General features: G+C 60.1%; 27 protein-coding genes. 1 reads left to right on the plus strand and 26 read right to left on the minus strand.

Features of this window, described 5'->3' with window-relative positions; all coding sequences use genetic code 11:
* Positions 1–177 precede the first annotated feature (177 nt).
* The 23 genes from araH to K5E37_RS03725 form a co-directional block, all read right to left on the minus strand.
* Positions 178–1,146: an L-arabinose ABC transporter permease AraH gene (gene araH, locus K5E37_RS03615; RefSeq protein ID WP_011335422.1), complete on the minus strand. Its 969-nt coding sequence runs from the start codon at positions 1,144–1,146 to the stop codon at positions 178–180.
* Positions 1,147–1,158: 12 nt separating this feature from the next.
* Complete coding sequence (gene araG, locus K5E37_RS03620; protein ID WP_221533153.1) at positions 1,159–2,703, minus strand: L-arabinose ABC transporter ATP-binding protein AraG; 1,545 nt, start codon at positions 2,701–2,703, stop codon at positions 1,159–1,161.
* 56 nt (positions 2,704–2,759) lie between these two features.
* Entirely contained in the window at positions 2,760–3,764 is a 1,005-nt protein-coding gene (locus K5E37_RS03625) for a substrate-binding domain-containing protein (protein ID WP_221533154.1), read from the minus strand.
* 143 nt (positions 3,765–3,907) lie between these two features.
* On the minus strand, positions 3,908–4,726 hold the full coding sequence (locus K5E37_RS03630; RefSeq protein WP_011335425.1) for an SDR family oxidoreductase: 819 nt from the start codon (positions 4,724–4,726) through the stop codon (positions 3,908–3,910).
* A 270-nt stretch (positions 4,727–4,996) separates the two neighbouring features.
* Positions 4,997–5,872: an SMP-30/gluconolactonase/LRE family protein gene (locus K5E37_RS03635; protein WP_221533155.1), complete on the minus strand. Its 876-nt coding sequence runs from the start codon at positions 5,870–5,872 to the stop codon at positions 4,997–4,999.
* A gap of 25 nt (positions 5,873–5,897) precedes the next feature.
* Positions 5,898–6,614: a FadR/GntR family transcriptional regulator gene (locus K5E37_RS03640; RefSeq protein WP_007950814.1), complete on the minus strand. Its 717-nt coding sequence runs from the start codon at positions 6,612–6,614 to the stop codon at positions 5,898–5,900.
* 102 nt (positions 6,615–6,716) lie between these two features.
* Positions 6,717–7,277, minus strand: coding sequence for a DUF1285 domain-containing protein (locus K5E37_RS03645; protein ID WP_221533156.1), 561 nt, complete (start codon positions 7,275–7,277; stop codon positions 6,717–6,719).
* Between the two features lie 15 nt (positions 7,278–7,292).
* The gene (locus K5E37_RS03650) at positions 7,293–7,898 is read right to left on the minus strand and encodes a DUF4823 domain-containing protein (protein WP_007950810.1); all 606 of its coding nucleotides are present in this window, start codon (positions 7,896–7,898) and stop codon (positions 7,293–7,295) included.
* A gap of 122 nt (positions 7,899–8,020) precedes the next feature.
* A complete protein-coding gene (locus K5E37_RS03655; RefSeq protein ID WP_085607317.1) occupies positions 8,021–8,989 on the minus strand; it encodes a GTP 3',8-cyclase MoaA in 969 nt (322 codons plus the stop codon).
* Between the two features lie 138 nt (positions 8,990–9,127).
* On the minus strand, positions 9,128–9,766 hold the full coding sequence (locus K5E37_RS03660) for a TetR/AcrR family transcriptional regulator (protein WP_007950805.1): 639 nt from the start codon (positions 9,764–9,766) through the stop codon (positions 9,128–9,130).
* A gap of 341 nt (positions 9,767–10,107) precedes the next feature.
* The gene (locus K5E37_RS03665) at positions 10,108–10,893 is read right to left on the minus strand and encodes a TatD family hydrolase (RefSeq protein ID WP_221533157.1); all 786 of its coding nucleotides are present in this window, start codon (positions 10,891–10,893) and stop codon (positions 10,108–10,110) included.
* A 15-nt stretch (positions 10,894–10,908) separates the two neighbouring features.
* Complete coding sequence (locus K5E37_RS03670) at positions 10,909–11,265, minus strand: PilZ domain-containing protein (protein WP_007950801.1); 357 nt, start codon at positions 11,263–11,265, stop codon at positions 10,909–10,911.
* Between the two features lie 42 nt (positions 11,266–11,307).
* Positions 11,308–12,291: a DNA polymerase III subunit delta' gene (locus tag K5E37_RS03675; RefSeq protein ID WP_221533158.1), complete on the minus strand. Its 984-nt coding sequence runs from the start codon at positions 12,289–12,291 to the stop codon at positions 11,308–11,310.
* Positions 12,284–12,916, minus strand: a complete 633-nt coding sequence (gene tmk / locus K5E37_RS03680; RefSeq protein WP_007950797.1) for a dTMP kinase — start codon at positions 12,914–12,916, stop codon at positions 12,284–12,286. The genes K5E37_RS03675 and tmk overlap by 8 nt, the downstream gene beginning before the upstream one ends.
* Before the next feature lie 19 nt (positions 12,917–12,935).
* On the minus strand, positions 12,936–14,117 hold the full coding sequence (mltG, locus tag K5E37_RS03685; protein ID WP_221533159.1) for an endolytic transglycosylase MltG: 1,182 nt from the start codon (positions 14,115–14,117) through the stop codon (positions 12,936–12,938).
* 3 nt (positions 14,118–14,120) lie between these two features.
* Entirely contained in the window at positions 14,121–14,936 is an 816-nt protein-coding gene (gene pabC / locus K5E37_RS03690; protein WP_221533160.1) for an aminodeoxychorismate lyase, read from the minus strand.
* Complete coding sequence (fabF, locus tag K5E37_RS03695; protein ID WP_007908259.1) at positions 14,936–16,180, minus strand: beta-ketoacyl-ACP synthase II; 1,245 nt, start codon at positions 16,178–16,180, stop codon at positions 14,936–14,938. The genes pabC and fabF overlap by 1 nt, the downstream gene beginning before the upstream one ends.
* A gap of 108 nt (positions 16,181–16,288) precedes the next feature.
* Positions 16,289–16,525: an acyl carrier protein gene (acpP, locus tag K5E37_RS03700; RefSeq protein ID WP_003175607.1), complete on the minus strand. Its 237-nt coding sequence runs from the start codon at positions 16,523–16,525 to the stop codon at positions 16,289–16,291.
* 196 nt (positions 16,526–16,721) lie between these two features.
* On the minus strand, positions 16,722–17,465 hold the full coding sequence (gene fabG / locus K5E37_RS03705) for a 3-oxoacyl-ACP reductase FabG (RefSeq protein WP_221533161.1): 744 nt from the start codon (positions 17,463–17,465) through the stop codon (positions 16,722–16,724).
* A 16-nt stretch (positions 17,466–17,481) separates the two neighbouring features.
* Positions 17,482–18,420 (minus strand): ACP S-malonyltransferase, encoded by a 939-nt coding sequence (fabD, locus tag K5E37_RS03710; protein ID WP_007950787.1) that lies wholly within the window; start codon positions 18,418–18,420, stop codon positions 17,482–17,484.
* A 125-nt stretch (positions 18,421–18,545) separates the two neighbouring features.
* Positions 18,546–19,556 (minus strand): phosphate acyltransferase PlsX, encoded by a 1,011-nt coding sequence (plsX, locus tag K5E37_RS03715; RefSeq protein WP_221533162.1) that lies wholly within the window; start codon positions 19,554–19,556, stop codon positions 18,546–18,548.
* Between the two features lie 4 nt (positions 19,557–19,560).
* Positions 19,561–19,743 carry a 50S ribosomal protein L32 gene (gene rpmF, locus K5E37_RS03720; protein ID WP_003179396.1) on the minus strand — a complete coding sequence of 61 codons (183 nt, stop codon included), beginning with the start codon at positions 19,741–19,743 and terminating at the stop codon, positions 19,561–19,563.
* A 13-nt stretch (positions 19,744–19,756) separates the two neighbouring features.
* On the minus strand, positions 19,757–20,284 hold the full coding sequence (locus tag K5E37_RS03725; protein ID WP_003204262.1) for a YceD family protein: 528 nt from the start codon (positions 20,282–20,284) through the stop codon (positions 19,757–19,759).
* A 106-nt stretch (positions 20,285–20,390) separates the two neighbouring features.
* Between K5E37_RS03725 and K5E37_RS03730 the strand changes: the two genes are divergently transcribed.
* Positions 20,391–20,969: a nucleoside triphosphate pyrophosphatase gene (locus K5E37_RS03730; RefSeq protein WP_085607329.1), complete on the plus strand. Its 579-nt coding sequence runs from the start codon at positions 20,391–20,393 to the stop codon at positions 20,967–20,969.
* A 46-nt stretch (positions 20,970–21,015) separates the two neighbouring features.
* Here the strand turns inward: K5E37_RS03730 and K5E37_RS03735 are convergent, their stop codons facing one another.
* Genes K5E37_RS03735 through rluC form a run of 3 tightly spaced genes read right to left on the minus strand, consistent with a single transcriptional unit; the run spans position 21,016 to position 23,641 of the window.
* A complete protein-coding gene (locus K5E37_RS03735) occupies positions 21,016–22,005 on the minus strand; it encodes a S49 family peptidase (RefSeq protein ID WP_085607331.1) in 990 nt (329 codons plus the stop codon).
* 24 nt (positions 22,006–22,029) lie between these two features.
* Positions 22,030–22,692, minus strand: coding sequence for an HAD-IA family hydrolase (locus K5E37_RS03740; protein ID WP_085607333.1), 663 nt, complete (start codon positions 22,690–22,692; stop codon positions 22,030–22,032).
* Positions 22,679–23,641, minus strand: a complete 963-nt coding sequence (gene rluC, locus K5E37_RS03745) for a 23S rRNA pseudouridine(955/2504/2580) synthase RluC (protein ID WP_007950779.1) — start codon at positions 23,639–23,641, stop codon at positions 22,679–22,681. The genes K5E37_RS03740 and rluC overlap by 14 nt, the downstream gene beginning before the upstream one ends.
* Positions 23,642–24,208 lie beyond the last annotated feature (567 nt).

Below are 24,208 nucleotides of genomic sequence, written 5' to 3' on the forward strand. Positions count from 1 at the left end.
TGATACCCGAAACAAGACAGGGCGAGCAAGGAGTATTTATCTGGAAGTGACGGAAGGTTCGGTAGACAGGATGAACTGTGGGAGCGAGCTTGCTCGCGATAAGGCCTGCACATCCGACATCAAAGTGTCGGATCTACCGCTATCGCGAGCAAGCTCGCTCCCACAGGGTATTGCGGATTACCGTTGCTTGAGTCGGTCGATAACCACAGCCAACAACAAAATCGACCCTCGAATCACATACTGATAAAACGTGTCGATATTCTTCAGGTTCATCGCATTCTCGATAATCGCCAGAATCAACACCCCGGCAATCACATGCCGAATCATCCCGATCCCGCCACTCAGCGACACCCCGCCCAACACGCAAGCCGAAATCACCGTCAGCTCAAAACCCTGCCCGATCATCGGCTGACCCGAAGTCATCCGCGAAGCCAGAATCACCCCCGCCAGCGCACCGATCACCCCATGCACTGCGAAGATGATGATCTTCGTGCGATCGACATTCACCCCTGCCAGCAGCGCCGCTTCCTGGTTGCCGCCGATGGCCATGGTGTTGCGTCCGTAGGTCGTGTAATTCAGCAACCAGCCGAAAAACAGGAAGCAGACAATGGTGATCAGAATCGGCACCGGCACGCCGAACAACTGGCCGTTGCCGAACACGAAGAACGATTCCTGCGATACGCCCACCGCTTTGCCGTTGGCAAAAATGTAGGCCAGGCCACGGACGATCTGCATGGTCGCCAACGTCGTGATCAGCGCATTGACCCGCAACTTGGCGATCACGATGCCGTTGATCAGGCCGACGATCAGGCCCATCACCAGCGCCGCGCTGACGCCGAGAAACACGCTGTTGGTATCGCGCATGACCACCGCCGCAACCACGCCGGCGCAGGCAATCACCGAACCCACCGACAAGTCGAAATGTCCCGACGCCAGGCAATACAACATGGTGCACGCGGCGATCCCGGTGGTGGAAATCGCCAGGCCCAGGCCACGCATGTTCAGCGGCGAGAGGAAGTTGTCGATCAGCAAGGTGCAGGCGACAAAAATGCCCACCGCCGCCAGCAGCATCACCCAGTCATCGAGGAAGCGCCGCATATCCAGAGGTTTGCGCTCGGTCGGCAGGGTTTCGTTTTGGGTTGTCATCATAGTCACCTCTCAGTTCGCCACGCCGTCAGCGCGGTGGCGCGGCAAAGCCAGTTGCAGCAGGTTGGATTCGTTGGCCTGGTCGCGGCTGACTTCGCCACGCAGGGCGCCCTCGCACAGCACCAGAATGCGGTCGGAAATGCCCATTACCTCCATCAGATCGCTGGACACCACGATCACCGAAATACCGTCGGCGGCCAGGTTATGGATGATCTGGTAGATCTCGGCCTTGGCGCCGATGTCGATGCCGCGGGTCGGTTCGTCGAGCAGCAGGACTTTCATCGGCATCGACAGCCAGCGGCCGAGAATGGCTTTCTGCTGATTGCCGCCGGACAGGAACTTGATTTGTTGCCCGGCGTGGGGCGTTTTCACTTTCAGGGCCTTGATCTGTTTGTCGGCGTTGCCCTTTTCCCAGATCCCGCGCAGCAGGCAACCGAGACCGGAGTTCGCGCCACGCGCACTGATGTTGATGTTCTCGGCGACGCTGGCGAGCGGGATGATGCCTTCCTTCTTGCGATCCTCCGGACACAGCAGAATCCCGGCAGCAATTGCATCGCGGGGCGAACGCAGCTTCAGTTCATGGCCGCGCAATTCCAGGCGTCCGGCGGTGTTGCGCTCAAGACCGCTGAGCAGCCGGAACAGCTCGGTGCGCCCTGCCCCAACCAGTCCGAACAGGCCCAGAATCTCGCCTTTGTGCGCATCGAAACTGATCGGCTCGCGCAGGCCCGGGCCGAGCAAGCCATCGACTCTCAGCGCCACGGCACCGCGTGGACGACCGCGATAATCGTAGATGTCCTGAATGTCGCGCCCGACCATGCAAGTCACCAGTTGATCGTGGGTCAACTGACTCATGTCGTCGAAGGTGCGCACGTAGCGACCGTCCTTGAACACCGTCACCGCGTCGCAGATGCGGAACACTTCTTCCATGCGATGGGAGACGTAAAGCACGACTTTGCCTTCGTCGCGCAGTCGGCCGATGATCGCCATTAACCGGTCGATTTCCCGCGCCGAAAGGCTGCTGGTCGGTTCGTCAAAGGCAATCACATGCGCGCCACGGGACAGCGCCTTGGCGATTTCAACCAGTTGCCGCTGACCGAGGGACAGGCGTCCGACCTTGGTCTGCGGGTCGATTTCATCGGCCAGGCCTTTGAGGCAGGCCAAGGCTTGCTGGCGCAGCGCGCCGCGATTGATCAGGCCGAAACTGGCGGGCAGATGACCGAGGAACAGGTTCTCGGCCACAGTCATTTCCGGTACCAGATGCAACTCCTGGTGAATCACCGCCACACCGCTGCCGATGCTGTCGGCGGTCGACTTGAACGCCATCGTCCGATCGCCGATCTGCAGCTCGCCGCTGCTCGGAATGTAGGCACCGCCGAGGATTTTCAGCAGGGTCGATTTGCCGGCGCCGTTCTCGCCCATCAAGGCGTGGACCTGCCCGGGGTGGGCGACGAAACTGATGCCGTCCAGCGCCTTCACGCCCGGGAAGGTCTTGCCGATCCCGTTGAAACGCAGGCTGCCGCTGGCGCTGTGTTCTTGTGTCTGTACTTGCGCGTGCATTTAAGCCACCTCATCACACCGTTCAAGCGGCCCGGCTGCCCGGGCCGCCGCTGCCGTCAGTTCCACAGGCCGATCTTCTCCAGCTCCTGCTTGAAGTTGTCGCGGGTGATCAGGGTGACGTCGTCCATCGCGGTGTACTTCGGCGGTTCCTTGCCGGTGTTGACCCACTCGTACATCATCTCGGCAGTCTTGTAGCCTTCGATGTGCGGGCTCGGCAGCATCGAACCGTAGAAGCCGCTGTTGGGCTTTTTCAGCTCGCCGATGGCGTCGGTGCCGTTGATGCCGATACCGATCACGTTGGCCGCGGCAAACCCGGCGGCTTCGGTGGCGCGTACGCCGCCGAGCACGGTGTTGTCGTTCATGCCGCCGATGATCAGGTTCTTCGCCGCGCCCGGCAGCTTGACCAGCGCCGAGTTGGTGGCGTCCATGCTGCCCGGTACGTCGAGGGTTTTCAGGGCGGCGGTCAGAATGTGATCTTTCGGCATGCCCGCGTCTTCGAGGGCCTTCATCGAGCCGTCGGTGCGCTTCTTGCCGGTGTCGAGTTCGTTGTAGGTGTTGACCACCGCGTAGGTGTCTTTCCAGTCCCAGTTACGCTTTTTCGCCTCGGCGGCCATGGCGGCGCCCTGCTTCTGGCCGACTTCGAACGCGGCCATCCCGAGGTACGGCACGTCTTCCATGAACTTGCCGTTGGCGTCGACGAAGCGGTCGTCGACGGCGATGACTTTCAGGTCATTGAGTTTGGCCTTGGCCATGATCGCCGGGCCGAGGGACACGTCCGGCGGGCAGATGACGAAGCCCTTGGCGCCGTTGGCCGCGAGGCTGTCGATGGCCGAGAGGGTTTTCTCGCCGTCCGGCACGGCGATCTTGATCAGCTCGAAGCCTTTGTCCTTGGCAGCTTTCTCGGCGAAGGCCCATTCAGTCTGGAACCACGGCTCCTCAGCCTGCTTGACCAGGAAACCGATCTTCACCGGATCGGCGGCCAGCAGCGAACTGCTCAGGCTGAACGCAGTGACCGCCAGCGCGGTACTGCACAGGGTACGAATCCCGAAACGACGTTTCATAAGCAGACTCCTTGTTATTTTTCTTGAGCGTTATTTGAAAAGCGTTACAGCGGTCGAAGCGTTTCCCGCAAATCATGACGACAATAGTCATATCGTATGATGATTGGATTTCAGGCGGAACTTGCCACCTGAAATCCGGATTTTCAGTCGTGGTACATCACCGAGCGACCACCATCGATGGTGATGCACGAGGCGTTGATGAACGGCGCTTCATCACTGGCCAGGAACACGGCGGTCATCGCCACTTCAATCGGTTGGCCGATGCGTTTTGGTGGGTGCAGATCGAAGGCGCGCTGGCGTTCGGCGTGTGGGTCGGCGAAGCCGTTCCAGTAATCGACGTTGAGCTGGGTTTCGATGTAGCCCGGAGCGATGGCGTTAACGCGAATGCCCTTCGGCGCGTACTCGATGCCCAGCGCGCGGGTCAGCCCGAGCAAGCCGTGCTTGGCCACCGGGTACGGAAAGCAGCCGGGAATGATGTTTGTGGAATGGGTCGAGGCAATGTTGATGATGCTGCCGATGCCTTGCTCGATCATCTGCGGCAACACGGCTTTGCAGCCGTACCAAGCGCCGTCCAGGTCGATGGCGAAGCAGCGTTTCCAGTCTTCTTCGGTCATTTCCAGTGGATCACGGAACACGTTGACCCCGGCGCAGTTGACCAGCACGTCGATGCGACCGTGCAGCTCGATGGCCAGTTTGGCCATGGCGTGCAGATCCTGCTGACGTGATACATCGGCCTTGATCGCTTGCACATCGGCGCCCTGCTCGCGCCAGTGCGCGGCGACCTTCTCGACCTTTTCAGCCTGGATATCGCTGATCACCAGTTTGGCCTGCTGCGAGGCGAAGGTCGCGACGATTGCTTCGCCGATGCCTTGTGCGGCGCCGGTCAGCAGCACGACCTTGTTTTTCAGGCGCTCACCTTTCGGTGGCTCGGGCACCGGTGGCAGGGACAGAGGTTCAGCCATGAATCAGGACTCCTGTTCGAAAGCATAAAAAAACCGGGCATCTGACGATGTCCGGTCTGGAAGGCTTGTGGAACAAAACAGGCGAGCGCACGCCTCAGTACCTAAACGGCCCGAAGCGCTGACTCCGCTGTGGAGTGCGATGGAAATTCGCTGCATCACTTCACCTGTTTTGTTCTTTTTAAGTGTGAGTGCGTGTTACTGCTGGAGCCGACTATAAACCCGACCGCCGAATAATCTCAATATATAATTTTGCATCCCATATTTTGGGATTTAACCAGCGAATCGCGTACAGAGCTTTCCGGCGACGTCCACTCGCAAAGACAGCACGGCGCCATCCAGCGGGTGGTTCAACGGACTTTTGGCGCTGGTGATGTACAGGGTTTTCAGGTCGGCGCCGCCGAATACGCAACTGGTCGGGCGGCTGATCGGCAGGTCGATCTTGCGGTCGATCTGGCCATACGGCGTCAGGCGCAGCAGGCAGCTGCCGTCCCAGCGGGCGTTCCACACGTAGCCTTCGGCGTCCATCGCCGAACCGTCCGGGCCGCCGTTCTGATCGGCGCTGTACCAAGGCTGGGCAGTGTCGAGGTTGCCGTCGGTGTGAATGAAATAGCGATACAAGGTGCCGTCGAGGCTGTCGCCGAACAGCAGCGTGGTGCCGTCGTCGCTCCAGAGCAGCGTGTTGGGAATGCCCAGACCACGCAGCAATGGCGTGACGCGTTTATCCGGATCAACCCGGAACAGCCCGCCGGAGCGACGGGTGATCGGCAGATCCTCGCCCTGCTCGCCGATATTGTTTTGCATGGTGCCGAGCCACAAGCGGCCCTGGCCATCGCAACGTGCTTCGTTGGCGCGATTGCCCGGCTGCGGGTCGGCGACGCAGAACAGCGTCAGTCGCGGCTCAAGTCCGGGGGAATCGAGATCGAGCCGGTAGACGCCGCTGCTCAGGGTCACCAGCGCGTCGCCGCTGGCGCAAGGAATGAACGCCGAGACGTGCTCCGGCATCTGCCAGATCTGCACGTTCTGCCCGATCAGCCGCAGCGCCTGCTGGCCGGCGATGTCCACCCAGTACAGCGCCTGGGTCGGCGCATCCCAGAACGGGCCTTCGCCCAGTTGCGCCCGATGTTCTGTCACCGCAGTCCACGTCATGCAACCTCCTGTCTTGTTGTTTTTGTCAGCTGGCTTTTTTGTCGGCCATCACCTGCGGGTAGAACCGCTTGATGGCCAGGTCGGCATTGTCGATCAGGGTCATGCAGGCCCACACCCCGCGCGCGGCATCCCGGGCGGCGATGGCGTCGGCCATGTCTTTGTGGATGGGCAAAGTGCGGCGCAGTTCGTCAGGATCGGCCGCCGAGACTTCGAAGGACACGGCAAGCAGCGCGCCGAGGGCCGGCACCATTTGCTCGATGAATTGATTGTGGCTGGCGGCGAGAATGCATTCGTGGAAGAACTGGTCGGCGCGGTTGTAATCGATGCCGCTGTCGACCGCCCGCTCGAGCGCGTTGTAGGCCTGCTGCACGGCTTGGACCTGTTCGACGGTCGCCCGCTCGCAGGCCCAGCGCACTGCCATCGGTTCAATGGTGCGGCGCAGGTCGAGCAGGTCATCGACGAAGTTTTCCGGCAGGCCGCTGCGTGACAACCAGCCCACGACTTGCGGATCGAACAGGTTCCAGCGCTTGATCGGCAGCACCCGCGTGCCGACTTTCGGCCCGACTTCGAGCATGCCTTTGGCGACGAGGGTCTTGATGGCTTCGCGGATCACGGTGCGGCTGACCCCGAGCTGCTCGCCCAGATCGGCCTCGACCTTGATCGCCTGCCCGGGTTTGACCTGGCCGGCGGCAATCCAGGCGCCCAGCCAGTCAACCGTTGATGCGTGAAAACTGCTCGACATGGACACCCCGAAGCCGTTCGCTGTGGATGCCCACGCTAATCATCATACGATTAAGAGTCAACGACAAAAAACCGCAGCCTGCTTTCACAGACTGCGGTTTTTTTAAGGTTCGAGACCGATGCGGAAGAACTCGCCGCCGCTCCAGACGCCGAGCCAGCGCTGGCCATCGATTTCACGGCTGACTGCCAGTTCGACCAATTGGTAGAACACGTTGCGGTGGATTAGCGCTTCGAGGTTGGTGCGTACATGCACGTAAGGTGCGGGCTCTTGCGTGGTCGGATCGATCTCGACCCGGATCGGATGTTCCGCGCCGGCCTCGGTGGTTTCATCGACGTTGGTGGTGAAGCGCAGCACTTGCGCCTCACCCTCGCCTTCCACCTCGACGGCAATCGCCACGAATGGCGCGTCGTCGACCTTGATCCCGACTTTCTCAACCGGAGTAATCAGGAAATAGTCATCGCCGTCGCGGCGGATGATGGTGGAGAACAGCTTGACCATCGGCTTGCGCCCGATCGGCGTGCCCAGGTAATACCAGGTTCCGTCGCGGGCGATGCGCATGTCGATGTCGCCGCAGAAATCCGGGTTCCACAAGTGCACCGGCGGCAAGCCTTTGGTTTTGGGGATTTGCCCCAGCAGGTCATTGGCTTTTTGCGGGCCACTCATGGCGTACTCCTTGAATTACTGGTCCCCGACGCCCAGCAGGCTGCGCGCGTACTGCGCAAGCGGTGGGCCGATCAGGTCTTCGGGCTTGTTGTCGTGGAACGTCAGTAAACCGCCACGACTCTTGATCCGTGCAGTATCAATCAAATACTGGGTGCTGGTCTCGATCAACATGATCTGAATCACGCCGCCGTCGATACCGAGGCGATCCACTGCTTCCTGATCCAGCCATTCATCGGAGTTGCCGATGCGGTCGTCCGCCTTGGCGAAACGGGTGTACAGCAGGTAGTGGGCACCGGCGTCGCGAGCTTCGCCCATCGCCTGATCGAGGCCTTCCGGCGCGCGGGCGCGGCGGACCATCGGGAAGTATTCGACGAAGCCTTTGAAGGCCTCTTCGGCGACGACGTTGGGACGCGGGTAAGAACCACCCGGCGGCGCGAACGAGCCTTGCGCAATGTAGATGAACGAATCCGGCTGAATGCGGAAATTGTTTACGCGACGGCTGTCGCTGTGATCCAGCAGCCCAGCGTCGCTCATCTGGTAGCGAGTCCCTTCGGCCATGTCACTGACAGTCATACAGCCGCCCAGCGCCAAAACGGCCAGCAGCAAAACCAGGCTACGCATCCTAATCCTCCAGAAGCCGGTGACGGAAAACCGGCGAATGGCCGTAGGATGCAGCTTTTGCGCCAGTCCTTGGAAATGTGCAGGTATCCGCTTTGAAATAAGACTTTGTGGCTAAACCGGACTTAGCCGCCGATGATCTTCATAACGGTGGCGCCGCCGGAGAATGCGACTTCCTGCTTGTCGCCCAAAGCCTTGACCAGCAGTCGCTGCAACGCCGGCAGCGCTTCGTGACGCGGCTTGTCGAGCAGGTCACCGACGTAGTGGCGGTTGCTCGACGACAGGCAGCCATGCAGCCATCCGGTCGACGACAGGCGCAGGCGCGAGCAGGTTCGGCAGAACGGCACGCTTTCGTTGGCGATCACGCCGAAGTTGCCCCGACCGGGAATCGCATAGCGAACCGCCGTGGCGTCCACCGGCGCGTCGGTTTGCGCGTACTCGTAATGTTCGCCGATCAGGCTCAGCAGCTGTTGCAGGCTGACGAACTGTTGCAGGAAGGCATTGGAATCAGAGGCCAGGTGGCCCATGCGCATCAGCTCAATGAAGCGCAGCTCAAAGCCGCGCTCGAGGCAGTAATCGAGCAGCGGCATCACCTGGTCGAGGTTCTGTCCGCGCAACGGCACCATGTTGACCTTGATCTTCATCCCCGCCGCGGCCGCCTGATCCATGCCATCCAGCACGGTGGCCAGATCGCCGCCACGGGCAATGCTGCGGAACGCGCCGGCGTCCAGGGTATCGAGGGAAACGTTGATGCGTCGCAGGCCGGCATCGACCAGCAGCGGGAGTTTTTTCGCCAGGAGCTGACCGTTGGTGGTCAGGCTGATGTCTTCCAGGCCCATCCTGCCGACGGCGCTCATGAAGGATTCGAGCTTGGGGCTGACCAGCGGCTCGCCGCCGGTGATGCGCAGGCGCTCGATGCCGGCGGCTTCGATCAGATAGGCCACGCCACGTGCCATGGCCTCGGCCGACAGTTCATCCTGCGCAGCCACCAGCCGCTTGCCGTTGGGCACGCAGTAGGTACAGGCGTAATTGCAGGCTGAAGTCAGACTGATCCGCAAATTGCGAAAACGCCTGCCTTGACGGTCAACGATCATGAAGCACTCCGGCGATGGAAAATCGAGCGGCTAAAACTTGACTCACAATTCAAGTTTTAGCAAGCCCTATGCCTGAGTATATTCCTGCGGTACTGCGCCATGTAGCGAAAAACACGGCGCATAAGGCGACTGAATGATTCAGCTGCTTGGGGTTTCAGGGTCACGCTTGCGCTTGTTGCCCATACGCACGCCGATATCCATCAGGAACTGGAAGAAACCTTCCTGATCTTCCAGCACATTGCTCCAGAACGGCGAGTGATACAGCGCCACCGCGCCGTGCACCAGCGCCCAGGAAGCGCAGTAATGGAAGTACGGCGGCACGTCCTCAAGCTTGCCTTCGCTGATGCGGCCCTTGATGAGCAGCGTCAGGCGTTCGAAGTTCGAGGCACGGATCTTGTGCAGCTCCTCGACCATCTCGGGCACCTGATTGCCCTTGACCACCTTCTCTTCCAGGCGATCGAACAGGCGATAGCGCTGCGGGTCGCGCATGCGGAATTCAAAGTAGGCACGGGACAGCGCTTCCTTGTCCTTGTCGACATCGGCCGAGTGCAACAGCTCGTTCAAGTCGCGCTCGTAATCGAGCATCAGGCGCAGATAGATTTCGGCCTTGGACTTGAAGTGCTTGTAGATCGTGCCTTTGCCGATACCCACGGCATCAGCAATCATCTCGACGGTGACACTGTCTTCACCTTGTTCGAGGAACAGCTTGAGCGCGGTATCGAGAATTTCTTGCTCGCGGCGACGAAACTCACGGACCTTACGAGGTTCTTTGTGCATAAGAAAAGGTCTGTAGGGGTCAAAATTCGAAGCCGCGTATTATGCCTAACTTGCGCAAAAATGCACGGATCATCCGACCATATCTGTGTTTCTTGTTCATTTCACGAACGTTTCGGGGGGAATGAGAACATAACCGAAGCGAACGTATTCCAAATTTGTTTAAAAACCCCGGCCGGCCAACTGGACTCGGCGCCAGACTGATCAATACTTGAACTGTCGGGCGACATCTCCCCCAAGTGTCGCGCCGGTAAAGGTACCAAGGGACCGCGTGCCTTTGTTTTACTCCTAATGGTCTTAACCCGGATTCACCCCCCAGAACCCGGGTTTTTTTTGCCTGCGATTCAGGCTTTTACATTCGCAAGCGGAAACAGTCGCTTGAAATTCTCGGTGGTCTGCTCGGCAAAACGCTCGTAGTTCTCGCCGCGCAGCATCGCCAGAAACTCTGCCACTTCCCGCACGTATTGCGGCAGGTTCGGTTTGCCGCGATACGGGATCGGCGCCAGGTACGGCGAATCGGTTTCCACCAACAGGCGATCGGCCGGAACCTTGCTCGCTACATCGCGCAGTGCGTCGGCATTGCGGAAGGTGACGATGCCCGACAGGGAAATGTAATAACCCATGTCCAGCGCCGCCTTGGCCATGTCCCAGTCTTCAGTGAAGCAATGCAGCACACCGGCCTGGGACAGCGCGGCTTCGCGCAACAACTCAAGGGTGTCGGCGCGGGCGCCACGGGTGTGGATGACCACCGGTTTGCCAGTCTGCTGTGCTGCATGCAGGTGCAGACGGAACGATTCCTGCTGCAGTTCGGCGGCTTCCGGCTCGTAGTGATAGTCCAGACCGGTTTCACCGATCGCCACCACTTTCGGGTGATTGAGCTCATGCAACAGCCAGTCCAGCGCCGGCGCCGCGCCCGGCTGCACATCCAGCGGATGCACGCCGACCGAACAATCGACGTCGTCGTAACGCTCGGCGAGGGCTTTGACATCGGCCGCGTTGTCGGCGCTGACGCCGATGCACAGGAAGTGTCCGACCCCGCGCTGACGGGCCGCATCCAGCGCGGCATCCAGGGAACCGTCGTGAGCGGCGAGGTCGAGGCGATCAAGGTGACAATGGGAATCTACAAGCATAAAAAGGGCTGCAACTTACATCGTATGAGTGGGACGGTCGGACTTCAGGGCTCCGGCCAGATGAGTTTCGATGCGACTGCGCGCGGTGTTGTCGCCATCGTTGAATTGCACGCCGACGCCCGCTGCGCGGTTGCCTTGGGCGCCTTTGGGGGTGATCCAGGCCACTTTGCCGGCCACCGGAATCTTCTCTGCCTCGTCCATCAGGTTCAGCAACATGAACACCTCATCGCCCAACTTGTAGCTCTTGTTGGTCGGGATGAACAGGCCACCATTCTTGATGAACGGCATGTAGGCGGCGTAAAGGACCGACTTGTCCTTGATGGTCAGGGACAAGATGCCGTTGCGCGGCCCCGGGCTGACAGGTTCATTCATGTTGACCTCCACTGCTGATGTTCAGAGTCTAGGTACACATTCTTATCTTTGGCCAGGCAAGCTCGCCCATTGCACCAGCAACGCTTCCAGCAGCAACGCCGCATTGAGGTTGGCCTTGCTCAGGACTTTCTGACGCTGGGCGAGGATCCAGTCCTGAATATCCAGCACTTTAGGCTGAGCACTTTTCTGCGCCAGGTACTGCACGACCTTGCGCATGTCGGTCAGGCCGAGGCCTGCTTCATCCTGGGTCAATTGATAGCGCAGGATCAGGCTCGACCAGTCGCAGAACCAGTCGAACAGACGCAGCATCGGAATGTTTTTCCACTCTTCGGCCAGTTGCGTCGGCGATTGCTGCTGCTTGAGCAGCTTCTTCACGCCTTCGACAACCTGCGCACGCTGTTCACGCACGCCCTGCCCCTGCAACGTGACGGCGGCCAACGGTGAGCCGGCGGCCAGAGTCAACAGTTCGACCCGTTCGTCTTCGGAACATTCCGGCAGTGCCTGAGCCAGCCATTGCAGGCTCATGGATTCGCTCGGCAGCGGGCAAGCCTGCTGCACGCAACGACTCTTGATGGTCGGCAGCAACCGGCTCGGCTGGTGGCTGACCAGCAACAACACGGTATCGCCGGACGGCTCTTCAAGGCTCTTGAGCAAGGCGTTGGCGGCGTTGATGTTCATCGACTCCACCGGCTCGATCAGCACCACCTTGCGCCCGCCCAGTTGCGCGGTCTGCACCACGAAACTGACCAGATCGCGCACCTGGTCGACCTTGATCGCCTTGTCCGCTTCTTCCGGTTCGAGGATGTAATTGTCCGGGTGGCTGCCGGCCTTGAGCAGCAGGCAGGATTTGCACTCGCCGCAGGCTTCAGGCGTCGGACGCTGGCACAGCAGGCTGGCCATCAGCCGCTCGGCCAGCGCGCGTTTGCCGATACCGGCCGGGCCATGCAACAGATACGCGTGGGCGTGCTGAGTGCGACCGGCCAGTTGCTGCCAGAGGCTGTCCTGCCACGGATAGGCCTCAGCCACGGCTCAACTCCAGCAAGTTCGGAATCAGCGTATCCAGCGATTGTTGAACCTTGGCCAACGGCTGACCGGCGTCGATCCGCACGTAACGCGCCGGATCGGCTTCGGCGCGCTTGAGGAAAGCACTGCGTACGGCCTCGAAAAACTCACGGCCTTCCAGCTCGAAACGATCCAGACGACCCCGAGCGCTGGCCCGGGCCAGGCCGATTTCCACCGGCAGATCGAAAATCAGCGTCAGGTCGGGACGCAAATCGCCCTGCACGAAAGTCTCCAGCGCCGCGATGCGCTCCAGCGACAAGCCGCGACCGCCGCCCTGATAGGCGTAAGTAGAATCGGTGAAACGGTCACACAGCACCACCGCACCACGGGCCAGCGCCGGGCGAATGACTTCAGCCAGATGCTGGGCACGGGCGGCGAACACCAGCAGCAGCTCGGTGTCCGGGTTCATCACTTCGTCGACCGGGGCCAGCAACACCTCACGAATGCGCTCGGCCAGCGGCGTACCGCCGGGCTCGCGGGTCAGCACCACTTCGATACCGGCGGCGCGCAGGCGCTCGGCGAGGTATTCGCGGTTGGTGCTTTTGCCGGCGCCTTCCGGGCCTTCCAGGGTAATAAACAAGCCAGTCACAGGCAGTCCTTAATCAAAGTCATTGCGTGTTTTGGGGAGCGGAGGCTTCCGGTTCCGGCGTCGGCGCAGGCTCTTGAACAGGCGGCTGCGGCAACGATTCCGGTGCAGTATCGGGTGAAGCGGCAGGAATCGCCTCCTCGGCTGCCGGCGCGGCCTCGGGCGCGGTCGCAGGCGCCGGGCTCGAGCGGTAATCCGCGCGCCGCTTGAGCTGGTACTCGCGCACCGCATTGTTGTGCGCATCCAGATCATCGGAGAACACGTGGCTGCCATCACCACGGGCAACAAAGTAGAGGCTGGTGCCATCCACCGGGTTGAGTGCGGCGTGAATGGCTTCACGTCCGACCATGGCGATCGGCGTCGGCGGCAGACCCGGAATCATGTACGTGTTGTACGGCGTGGCTTCCTTGAGATGCGCACGAGTCAGCTTGCCGTTGTAGCGATCACCCAGGCCGTAGATCACCGTCGGATCGGTCTGCAGCTGCATGCCCAGCGCCATGCGCCGCACGAAGACGCCGGCAATCTGGCCACGTTCCTGAGGCACGCCGGTTTCCTTCTCCACCAGCGACGCCATGATCAGCGCCTGATAGGGCTCGGTGTAAGGCACGTCGGCGGAGCGTTTTTCCCACTCCTTGGCCAGCACCTCGTCGAGGCGGTCGAAAGCCTTTTTCAACAGTTCGGTATCGGTCACACCGCGCACGAAGCGGTATGTGTCGGGGAAGAAGCGGCCTTCAGGGAACAGGCCCTTGTGACCGATTTTGGCCATCACATCACTGTCGCTCAGGCCGTTGAGGGTCTGCTCGATCTTTTCATCTTTGGCCAGCGCGGCGCGCACTTGATGGAAGTTCCAGCCTTCGACCAGGGTCAGGCTGTACTGAACCACATCGCCACGTTTCCACAGGTCGATCAGGCCGTTGACGGTCATGCCCGGCTGCATGCGGTATTCACCGCTGTGAATCGGCGTGCCGGCCAGGTTGAAACGCCAATAGACCCGCAGCCAGAAAGCGTCCTTGATGACGCCATCGGCTTCGAGTCCAAGAAAAGTACGGGTCGGGGTGGATCCCTTGGGCACATCCAGCAGTTCTTCCTGCGTGATGTTCAGGGGCTGTTCCAGTGCCGAATGAATCTTCCAGGCGCTGGCGCCCAACAGCAGCCCTGCCAGAACCAGTCCGGTTTCCAGCAGCAGCAAAAGTTTACGTCTCACGAATCAGGCATCCAGTAGCGCGCGGGCAATGGTTTGCAGTTTACGGGTGAGCGGGCCAACCGGCCAGCTCAGAGCAGCACAGGCGCGTACCGGCCAGACGCCATACACGCTGTTGCAGACAAAGACTTCATCGGCCCATTGCAGCTGTTCCAGGGGGATGTCGGTGATTTGCACGGGGATGCCCAGGGACTCGGCCTGAAACAATATTTCTGCGCGCATCACACCGGCCACGCCGCAGCGTTTCAGGTCCGCCGTGATCAGCACACCGTCACGCACCAGGAACAGATTGCTGAACACGCCTTCGATCACCCGACCGGCCTGGTCGAGCATCAAACCTTCGACATGCTCAGTGTCCTGCCATTCAGCGCGGGCAATGACCTGTTCCAGTCGATTGAGGTGTTTGAGCCCGGCGAGCAACGGCTGCCTGGACAGGCGCGTGCTGCACGGAAACAGGCGAACGCCCTGCTCGGCGTGGGCCGCTGGATAAGCGGCGGGAGGATTGCCTTGCAGAATGCGTCGGCCCTGCGCCGAAGGATCCGGCGCATAACCGCGCAATCCGTCGCCACGGGTGAGGATGAGCTTGAGCACGCCCTCGCCCATTGCGGCGGCATAGGATTGCAGCTCATGGCGAACCTGCTCGATGTCGGCTGCGATGGCCAGACGCGCACAGCCATCGGCCAGTCGCGTCAGATGCCGATCCAGCAGCAACGGCTGACCGCCACGCACGGCGATGGTCTCGAACAGACCGTCGCCGTAAGCCAGGCCGCGATCTTTCAGCGACAGAGCGTCAGCCGGCAGACCGTCGACCCAGCAGTCCATCAGCCGGCGAACCGACGGAACGCCAACGTGCCGTTGGTGCCGCCAAACCCGAACGAGTTGGACAGCACGACATCGATATCCATGTTGCGCGCGGTATGCGGCACGAAATCGAGGTCGCAGCCTTCGTCCGGCTCATCGAGGTTGATGGTTGGCGGCGCCACCTGGCTGTTGATCGCCAGCACGCTGAAGATCGCCTCGACCGCGCCCGCCGCACCCAGCAGGTGACCGGTCATGGACTTGGTGGAGCTGACCGCCAGCTTGTAGGCGTGATCACCGAACACCGACTTGATCGCGTTGGCTTCAGCGAGGTCACCGGCCGGGGTCGAAGTGCCGTGGGCGTTGATGTATTGCACTTGATCGACGTTGATCTTCGCATCGCGCAGCGCATTGGTGATGCAGCGCGCGGCACCAGCGCCGTCGGCGGGTGGCGAAGTCATGTGGAAGGCGTCGCCACTGGTGCCGAAACCGATCAGTTCGGCGTAGATGGTCGCGCCACGGGCCTTGGCGTGCTCGAGTTCTTCGAGCACCAGGGCACCGGCGCCGTCGGACAGTACGAAACCGTCACGACCCTTGTCCCACGGACGGCTGGCGCGGGTCGGCTCGTCGTTGCGGGTCGACAGCGCACGGGAAGCACCAAAGCCGCCCATGCCCAGACCGCACGCGGCCATCTCGGCACCGCCGGCAATCATCACGTCGGCTTCGTCGTACATGATGTTGCGCGCCGCCATGCCGATGCAGTGCGTACCGGTGGTACACGCTGTGGCGATGGCGTAGTTAGGCCCCTGTGCACCCAGGTGGATGGACAGGAAACCGGAAATCATATTGATGATCGAGCCAGGCACAAAGAACGGAGAAATCCGGCGCGGGCCAGTCTCGTGCAGGGTGCGGCTGGTTTCTTCGATGTTGGTCAGACCGCCGATACCCGAACCCATGGCCACGCCAATGCGTTCACGGTTGGCATCGGTGACTTCCAGACCGGCATTGCGTACGGCTTGAAAGCCGGCCGCCAGACCGTACTGAATGAACAGGTCGAGCTTGCGCGCTTCCTTGACCGACAGGTATTCCTCGACATTGAAGCCCTTTACCGAGCCGCCAAAGCGGGTGGAATAGGCAGAAAGGTCGGTGTGTTCGATCAGACCAATGCCACTGCGGCCAGCCAGAATGCCCTGCCAACTGCTCGGCACATCCGTGCCCAGTGGCGACAACATACCCATACCGGTGACTACGACGCGTCTACGCGACACAGCACTCTCCTTTTTCAAATGACGACTTTGCATCAGGCCTAAAGAAAAAACCGCACGCCATGATGGCAGTGCGGTTTTTCCATGACAGCAAGCAACGATTACAAACTATTACGCCTGGTGGCTAGTAACGTAGTCGATTGCAGCTTGTACAGTAGTGATCTTCTCAGCTTCTTCGTCAGGGATTTCGGTCTCGAATTCCTCTTCCAGAGCCATCACCAGCTCAACGGTGTCAAGGGAGTCGGCACCCAGGTCTTCTACGAAGGAAGCGGTGTTGACCACTTCTTCTTCTTTAACACCCAGTTGCTCGGCAACGATTTTCTTGACGCGCTCTTCGATGGTGCTCATACCTTGTTTTCACTCCTAATGGACAAATTCAGGCAGCTGGCCAGTGGGTAAGTGTATAGAAAGACTTTTCAGCTTTTCAACTGAAAGCTTCACTCCTCAAACCCTGCGGCCCTCTGCCTATAAATAGATTGCAGCTTTATAACGGATTTTAGACAGCTCGTATGACATTTTTTTGAAGCAATCCGTCACATTTGAATTACATGTACATCCCGCCGTTAACCGGGATTGTAGCCCCGGTCACGTATGCCGCACCGTCGGATGCAAGAAAAGCGACCACGGACGCGATCTCTTGAGCTTGTCCCAGACGGCCCAGCGGAATCTGCGTCTGCAAGGCTTCACGCTGTGCTTCAGGCAGCTCGCGAGTCATATCGGTGTCGATGAACCCTGGGGTTACCGAGTTGACCGTAATCGAACGCGAACCGACTTCACGCGCCATGGCACGGCTGAAACCTTCCAGACCGGCCTTGGCGGCTGCATAGTTTACTTGGCCAGCGTTGCCCATGGCACCCACCACCGAGCCAATACTGATAATTCGGCCCCAACGCGCCTTGGTCATGCCGCGCAGAACGCCCTTGGACAGGCGATACAGACTGTTCAGGTTGGTATCGATCACGTCGTACCACTCGTCGTCTTTCATGCGCATCATCAGGTTATCGCGGGTGATGCCGGCATTGTTGACCAGAATCGCCACCGGCGCACCGAACTGCTCCTGGATGCTCGCCAGCACTTTGATAACCGATTCGTCGCTGGTGACGTTCAGTTCGAAACCTGCGCCCTGAATGCCGTTTTCCTTCAGGGTCGCAGCAATGCGCTCGGCGCCCGAAGCGGAAGTCGCGGTGCCAACAACGATGGCGCCCTGACGACCCAGTTCCAGTGCGATAGCTTGGCCGATGCCACGGCTTGCGCCGGTGACCAGTGCAACTTTACCTTGCAGACTCATGCAAGCTTCTCCTGATTCAGACAGCCGCTGCGCGAGCAGCAGCGAAAGCGTCTGGGGTATTGAGGTTGGAAGTCGAAACGCCTTCGGCGCAACGTTTGTTCAGACCGGCCAGCACCTTGCCAGGACCGCACTCGACCAGGTTGGTCGCGCCTTTGGCGGCCAGAGTCTGTACGGACTCGACCCAGCGTACCGGCTTGTAGAGTTGCTCCAGCAGATCACGCTTGAGGGTTTCCAGATCCGCCGGCACCTGGGCGCTGACGTTCTGTACCACAGGGATCTGCGGCGCCTGCCAGTCGATGGCAGCGATGGATTCGGCGAAGCGCTCGGCGGCCGGGCGCATCAGCTCGCAGTGCGACGGCACGCTGACCGGCAGCGGCATGGCACGCTTGGCGCCACGAGCCTTGCAGCCTTCGATGGCGCGCTCAACGGCAGCCTTGGCACCGGCGATCACCACCTGGCCCGGGGAGTTGAAGTTCACCGCGCTGACCACTTCGCCTTGCGCCGCTTCGGCACAGGCAGCGAGAACATCGGCATCTTCCAGACCGAGGATGGCAGCCATGCCGCCCTGCCCGGCCGGAACGGCTTCCTGCATCAGTTGGCCACGGCGTTCAACGAGCTTTACCGCGTCGGCCAGGCTCAGGCTGCCGGCAGCGACCAGCGCGCTGTATTCACCCAGACTGTGACCGGCAACGAAGGCCGGACGCGCACCGCCTTCCGCCAACCACAGACGCCACAGGGCGATCGAAGCGGTCAGAATGGCCGGTTGGGTTTTGTCGGTTTGATTGAGCAGCTCTTCCGGGCCCTGCTGGGTCAGCGCCCACAGGTCGTAGCCCAGAGCATCGGATGCTTCTTTGAAAGTTTCGAGGATCAGTGGATGTTGCGCGCCCAGCTCGGCCAGCATGCCGAGGGACTGCGAACCCTGTCCTGGAAAGACGAATGCGAGGGAAGCAGACATGTAACAAGCCCCTAATGATCTTGTCGTCGGAAAAATGGCATCCCGCTAGAGGGACGCAAGAAACTGACAGTTGGATGGCCCTTTGAACCGGGCGGTCACATTTAAGCATTGTCCGACGAAAACGCCTAAGACAACAAATCCTCCAGACGGCCGTGCAGGCGTTCGGGAAGATTCTCCTGAATCTCGATCAGCGCTCGCTGAATGGCACTCTGAAACCCCTGAACCCCGGCCGAACCGTGACTTTTCACGACAATGCCCTGCAAACCGAGGAAGCTTGCGCCGTTATGTCGCGCAGGTGCCAGATCAGCCTGCAGACGCTTCATCAATGGCAGCGCCAGTGCGCCGACAGCGCGGGAGGCGAGGTTTTTCTTGAACAAGGCCTCGATGCGCGCAGCGATCATGGTCGCCAGACCTTCGCTGGACTTGAGCAGGATATTGCCGACGAAACCGTCGCAAACCACCACATCTGCCTCGCCGCGATACAAGCCGTCGCCTTCGATGAAACCGATGTAATTGATGCCCCGAGCAGCCTGCAGCAACGTCGCAGCCAGCTTGACCTGCTGATTGCCCTTGATGTCTTCGGTACCGATATTCAGCAGCGCGATACGCGGTCGGGCAATGCCCAGGGTTTGCGCCGCCACCGACCCCATCACGGCAAACTGCAACAGATGCTCGGCGCTGCAATCGACGTTGGCGCCCAGATCGAGCAACTGGCAATAGCCCTTCTGGGTAGGGATCGCGGCGACCATGGCCGGACGATCAATCCCCGGCAGGGTCTTGAGCACAAATCGCGACAGGGCCATCAAGGCACCGGTATTGCCGGCACTGACACAGGCCTGAACCTTGCCGTCACGCAGCAATTCGAGGGCGACACGCATCGACGAGTCCGACTTGCCACGCAGGGCCTGGGCAGGTTTTTCGTCCATGGTGATGACTTCGGACGCCGGAACAATCGTCAGGCGCGCGCGATCGGCAGCCGATTGGCCGGTGATCAGTTCTTCAAGAAGGGAGGGTTGACCGACTAGGGTCAGGTGCAGCGAGGGTGTAGCAGAAAGGCAAGCAAGGCTGGCCTGAACAATGCTGCGGGGACCGAAGTCCCCGCCCATTGCGTCAATCGCGATGACTTGAGCGGACAAGTGATTACTCGTCAGCGCCCTTGTCGATCACTTTACGGCCACGGTATACGCCTTCTGGCGATACGTGGTGACGCAGGTGAACTTCACCAGTGGTTTTTTCTACAGACAGGGTGCTAGCCTCGAGAGCGTCGTGCGAACGGCGCATGTCACGGGCAGAGCGGGATTTTTTGTTCTGCTGAACAGCCATAATTGATTAACTCCTAAACGTTTGGGTCACGCTTTAACTGCGCCAATACACTGAACGGGTTGGACCGCGTTACCTCGTCCTCGCTCGGTTCGGGCTCATCTGCTCCCGCCGGCTGCTGGCATTCTTCCGGATGATGAGCAGGCACAATGGGCAAGGCGAGCAGAAGCTCCTCCTCGATCAGTGACTGCAGATCCAATGGATCTTCGCCCAGTTCCAGCACGTCATAACCTTTCGGTAACGACTGGGTATTCGCACCCTCCTTCACAACAGCGTAACTGCATTCGCTGTGGATCGGCAGGGTGACCAGCTCAAGACAACGCTGGCAAACCATTTTGACTTCGGTGTCGATAAAGCTGTGGATCACCACAGATTTACGTTCATCTCGTTCAAAAACGAATTTTGCCTGCACCGTACCGACATCGTCGGAAAGCGGGTCGCAGAGTCTCTTCAAATCGGCCAGCAGCAGTTCACCTTGAAGGGTGGTGCCACGGTCAGCCAATTTGCGCGGGTCAACGTGAGGTGGAATCGGGTCATTCAACATAGGCGCAGCATTATAGGGATGCACCCACCCATGTCAAAGGAAATTGTGCCCTGTCCGTCACTTGCGCGGCTCCGCTAGAATCTGTCGCCTGCCTCTGGAGATGCGAATGCTGCCTTTATTACTCGCTTCAAGCTCGACCTATCGTCGGGAATTGCTCAGCCGCCTGCGCCTGCCGTTCGTCTGCAGCTCGCCGGATATCGATGAAAGCCATCGCCCGGACGAGTCGGCAATCGAGCTGGTCAAGCGCCTCGCCGAACAAAAGGCCCAAGCTTTGGCCGACAGCCACCCTGCTCATCTGATCATCGGCTCCGACCAGGTTGCGGTACTCGGCGAGCGCATCATCGGCAAGCCGCACACCTTCGAAAACGCCCGCGAACAACTGATGGCCGCCAGCGGCGCCAGCGTGACCTTCCTCACCGGCCTGGCCCTGCTCAACAGCCACACCGGCCACTGCCAGGTCGACTGCGTGCCTTTCACCGTGCACATGCGCGTGCTGGACCAGACCCGCGTCGAGCGCTACCTGCACGCCGAGCAGCCCTACGACTGCGCCGGCAGCTTCAAGGCCGAAGGACTGGGCGTGAGCCTGTTTCAATCCACCGAAGGCCCGGACGCCACCAGCCTGATCGGCCTGCCGCTGATTCGCCTGATCGACATGCTGTTGATGGAAGGCGTACAGATTCCCTGACCCACAAAAAACCGGCCCTCAGGCCGGTTTTTCTTGCAGCATTCGATCAGCGCAACGACGGGCCGTTGAAACCCATCCACATTGCCAGTTTCTCGGCAACGCTGGCACCGAGCTTCTTCGAGAAGCGGTCGAACGGCGATTCCTGAACGGTGAAGTCCACCAGTTCCTTTTCGCCAATCACGTCACGCGCCACCGAACTGGCATTGCCCAGACCATCGATCAAACCCAGTGGCAGCGCCTGCTCGCCAGACCAGACCAGCCCGGAGAACAGCTCCGGATGCTCTTTGTCTTTCAAGCGATCGCCACGCCCCTGCTTGACGCTATTGATGAACTGCTTGTGCGTGGTATCCAGCACACTTTGCCAGAACGCCGTCTCTTCCGGCTTTTGCGGCTGGAACGGATCGAGGAACGCCTTGTGCTCGCCGGAGGTGTAGGTTCGACGCTCGACACCAAGCTTCTCCATGGTGCCGACAAACCCATAACCGGCCGCTGTCACACCAATAGAGCCCACCAGACTGGCCTTGTCGGCATAGATCTGATCAGCAGCACTGGCGATGTAATAGGCACCGGAAGCGCCCAAGTCGGAAATCACCGCGTACAGCCTGGTGTCAGGATGCAGGCCGCGCAGACGCTTGATCTCGTCATACACATAACCCGACTGCACCGGACTGCCGCCCGGACTGTTGATGCGCAGGATCACGCCCTTGACCTTCTTATCCTCGAACGCCGCGCGCAGGCTGCCGACGATGTTGTCGGCGCTGGCAGGCTCCTTGTCGGCGATCATGCCGGTGACGTCGATCAACGCGGTGTAGTTGGAGCTGCGCGTAGCGCTCTTCTCCATGTCCATCAACGGCGTGAACAGGATCAGCGCAACAAACAGATAAACAAAGGTCAGCAGCTTGAAGAAGATGCCCCAGCGCCGCGATCGACGCTGCTCCTGCACGCCGGCCAGCAGGGTCTTTTCCAGCAGCTTCCAGCTTTTCGCATCACCGTCGTCGGCAGTTGCCTTGGCCGGTGCTTTCCATTCGTCGGTCATGCCATCCACCCCAGCAAAAACGTATTAAGCCTGCTGCCCCAGCCAGGCGTGCAATTCGGAAAAATGGTCGATCGACAGTCGCGGCTCGAATTGCTGCAGCGATTCGATCGATTGCGCGCCATAACTGACCGCCACCGAATCCATCCCTGCATTGCGCGCCATCAGCAGATCGAAGGACGAATCGCCGACCATCAGCGCCTGCTCGGCACGCACACCGCAATGCGCAAGGATCTGCTCCAGCATCAGAGGGTGCGGCTTGCTTGCAGTTTCATCGGCAGCGCGGGTGATATCGAAATAATCTTCCCAGCCATTGGCCTTGAGCACCCGATCCAGCCCGCGACGATTCTTGCCGGTCGCGACAGCCAGGTGATAACCCTGCTCGCGAAAGGACGCCATCGACTCGACTACGCCTTCGAACAACGGCGAAGGCACGGCTTCTGCAGCGATGTAGTGATCGGCGTAATACTCGCGAAACAAGGTCATTTCGGCATCGCTGATTTCGGGATACAGCGTACGGATTGCCTCGGGCAAGCCCAGACCGATGATGCCTTTGACGGCAAAATCATCACGCAACTCGAAACCTGAACGCCCGGATGCCGAGTGCATTGCCTCGACAATCCGATGAATGGAATCGGCGAGCGTGCCGTCCCAATCGAAAATCAGCAGTTTGTAATCAGATGGGCGCACTCAATCGCTCCACAGTCTTGGCCCACATTTCATCGACCGGCGCCTGCAACTTGAGTTCACCGCCATCGGGCAGCGGCACGGTCAGCATGTAGGCGTGCAGAAACAGGCGCTTGCCGCCCAGATCACGGATTTCCTTACTGAAACCGTCATCGCCATATTTGGTGTCACCGGCAATGCAGTGCCCGGCGTGCAACGTGTGGACGCGGATCTGGTGCGTGCGACCGGTGATCGGCTTGGCTTCGATCAAAGTGGCAAAATCGCCAAAGCGACGCAGGACCTTGAACACGGTCACGGACTCCTTGCCCTCCTCCTCGTCGACTTCGACCATGCGCTCACCGGAGCGCAGATTGCTCTTGCCGAGCGCCGCACGGACCTGCTTGATCGAGGTCGCCCAGTTGCCGCGAACCAGGGCCATGTAGCGTTTGTCGACGCCGTCACCGCGCAACGCGGCATGCAAGTGACGCAACATGCTGCGCTTCTTGGCGATCATCAGCAGGCCGGAGGTATCACGATCGAGACGGTGAACCAGCTCGAGCTCCTTGGCATCGGGACGCAACTGACGAAAGGCTTCGATAACGCCGTAATTCAGGCCGCTGCCACCGTGAACCGCAATGCCGGCGGGCTTGTTGATCACGATCAGGGCCTTGTCTTCGTAGACAATCGAGGCTTCCAGGCGCTGCAACAGGCCTTGGGCCAGAGGTACCGGTTCGTCACGCTCAGGCACGCGCACGGGCGGCACGCGCACGATGTCGCCGGCCTGCAGCTTGTATTCGGGCTTGATCCGACCTTTGTTCACACGCACTTCGCCTTTGCGCAAAATGCGGTAAATCAAGGTCTTGGGCACGCCTTTGAGCCGGGCGAGGAGGAAATTGTCGATTCGTTGGCCGGCATATTCCGGCGAGACCTCAAGCAGTTGAACGCCTGGAGTCGAAGGGGCAGTAGTCGTCATGGCGCCGATGATAACAATTTTTTATGGAATTGAAGCACTTAATCATTGCTGCTATAGTCGCGAACGCCGCCAAAAGCGGCCTGGACAGCGGAACCACGGTCAAAAACCGGCCCTGACCAACGCAATTCACCAGGACGCGAGGCCGTCCTACGGGGCTTTTGCTACGTAACGGTGGAGTTTGCAGCTGTAACAAGCGCAGGTGACATGAGGCCTGAATCACGCCGCAAAGCAGAGTTTTGACTCGCCACGCGAGCCATATTCACGGCCAGTTCACAAAGTGCAGTCAGCCGCGGATGACCCCGAGCGAAGACTCCGGAAACACCGCCTGAATTAGCCATGATGCGTGACCTCCCCTTTCGGAGCTCACGGTAAATGCCAACCCGCTGCGGATTCTGCGCGCGGCAGCACCCGAATTATCAGGGATACGTGTAGGGTGGAGATGCACAACCGCTGGACTGTGTAGCAACAGGCTTTATCAAGACGCTTCATCTCGTCCACAGCCACCGGTTGATTCCTCCTCCTGACTGAGTGCTTAAGTAGCCACAGCAAGCAGGACGCGTACGTCGC

The organism is Pseudomonas sp. RIT778, from assembly GCF_019718735.1.
Lineage (GTDB): Bacteria > Pseudomonadota > Gammaproteobacteria > Pseudomonadales > Pseudomonadaceae > Aquipseudomonas > Aquipseudomonas aphyarum.

Coding starts and splice junctions, on each gene's coding strand:
- K5E37_RS03645 (WP_221533156.1), bottom strand. CDS start 7,277: ATGAGTGGCCCGCAAAAAGCCAATGACCTGCTGGGGCAAATCCCCAAA.
- rpmF (WP_003179396.1), bottom strand. CDS start 19,743: ATGGCTGTTCAGCAGAACAAAAAATCCCGCTCTGCCCGTGACATGCGC.
- fabG (WP_221533161.1), bottom strand. CDS start 17,465: ATGAGTCTGCAAGGTAAAGTTGCACTGGTCACCGGCGCAAGCCGTGGC.
- araH (WP_011335422.1), bottom strand. CDS start 1,146: ATGACAACCCAAAACGAAACCCTGCCGACCGAGCGCAAACCTCTGGAT.
- fabD (WP_007950787.1), bottom strand. CDS start 18,420: ATGTCTGCTTCCCTCGCATTCGTCTTTCCAGGACAGGGTTCGCAGTCC.
- K5E37_RS03630 (WP_011335425.1), bottom strand. CDS start 4,726: ATGGCTGAACCTCTGTCCCTGCCACCGGTGCCCGAGCCACCGAAAGGT.
- pabC (WP_221533160.1), bottom strand. CDS start 14,936: ATGGACTGCTGGGTCGACGGTCTGCCGGCTGACGCTCTGTCGCTGAAA.
- K5E37_RS03735 (WP_085607331.1), bottom strand. CDS start 22,005: ATGACCGACGAATGGAAAGCACCGGCCAAGGCAACTGCCGACGACGGT.
- K5E37_RS03625 (WP_221533154.1), bottom strand. CDS start 3,764: ATGAAACGTCGTTTCGGGATTCGTACCCTGTGCAGTACCGCGCTGGCG.
- acpP (WP_003175607.1), bottom strand. CDS start 16,525: ATGAGCACCATCGAAGAGCGCGTCAAGAAAATCGTTGCCGAGCAACTG.
- K5E37_RS03730 (WP_085607329.1), top strand. CDS start 20,391: ATGCTGCCTTTATTACTCGCTTCAAGCTCGACCTATCGTCGGGAATTG.
- K5E37_RS03635 (WP_221533155.1), bottom strand. CDS start 5,872: ATGACGTGGACTGCGGTGACAGAACATCGGGCGCAACTGGGCGAAGGC.
- K5E37_RS03725 (WP_003204262.1), bottom strand. CDS start 20,284: ATGTTGAATGACCCGATTCCACCTCACGTTGACCCGCGCAAATTGGCT.
- rluC (WP_007950779.1), bottom strand. CDS start 23,641: ATGACGACTACTGCCCCTTCGACTCCAGGCGTTCAACTGCTTGAGGTC.
- K5E37_RS03655 (WP_085607317.1), bottom strand. CDS start 8,989: ATGATCGTTGACCGTCAAGGCAGGCGTTTTCGCAATTTGCGGATCAGT.
- K5E37_RS03665 (WP_221533157.1), bottom strand. CDS start 10,893: ATGCTTGTAGATTCCCATTGTCACCTTGATCGCCTCGACCTCGCCGCT.
- K5E37_RS03650 (WP_007950810.1), bottom strand. CDS start 7,898: ATGCGTAGCCTGGTTTTGCTGCTGGCCGTTTTGGCGCTGGGCGGCTGT.
- K5E37_RS03640 (WP_007950814.1), bottom strand. CDS start 6,614: ATGTCGAGCAGTTTTCACGCATCAACGGTTGACTGGCTGGGCGCCTGG.
- K5E37_RS03670 (WP_007950801.1), bottom strand. CDS start 11,265: ATGAATGAACCTGTCAGCCCGGGGCCGCGCAACGGCATCTTGTCCCTG.
- K5E37_RS03660 (WP_007950805.1), bottom strand. CDS start 9,766: ATGCACAAAGAACCTCGTAAGGTCCGTGAGTTTCGTCGCCGCGAGCAA.
- araG (WP_221533153.1), bottom strand. CDS start 2,703: ATGCACGCGCAAGTACAGACACAAGAACACAGCGCCAGCGGCAGCCTG.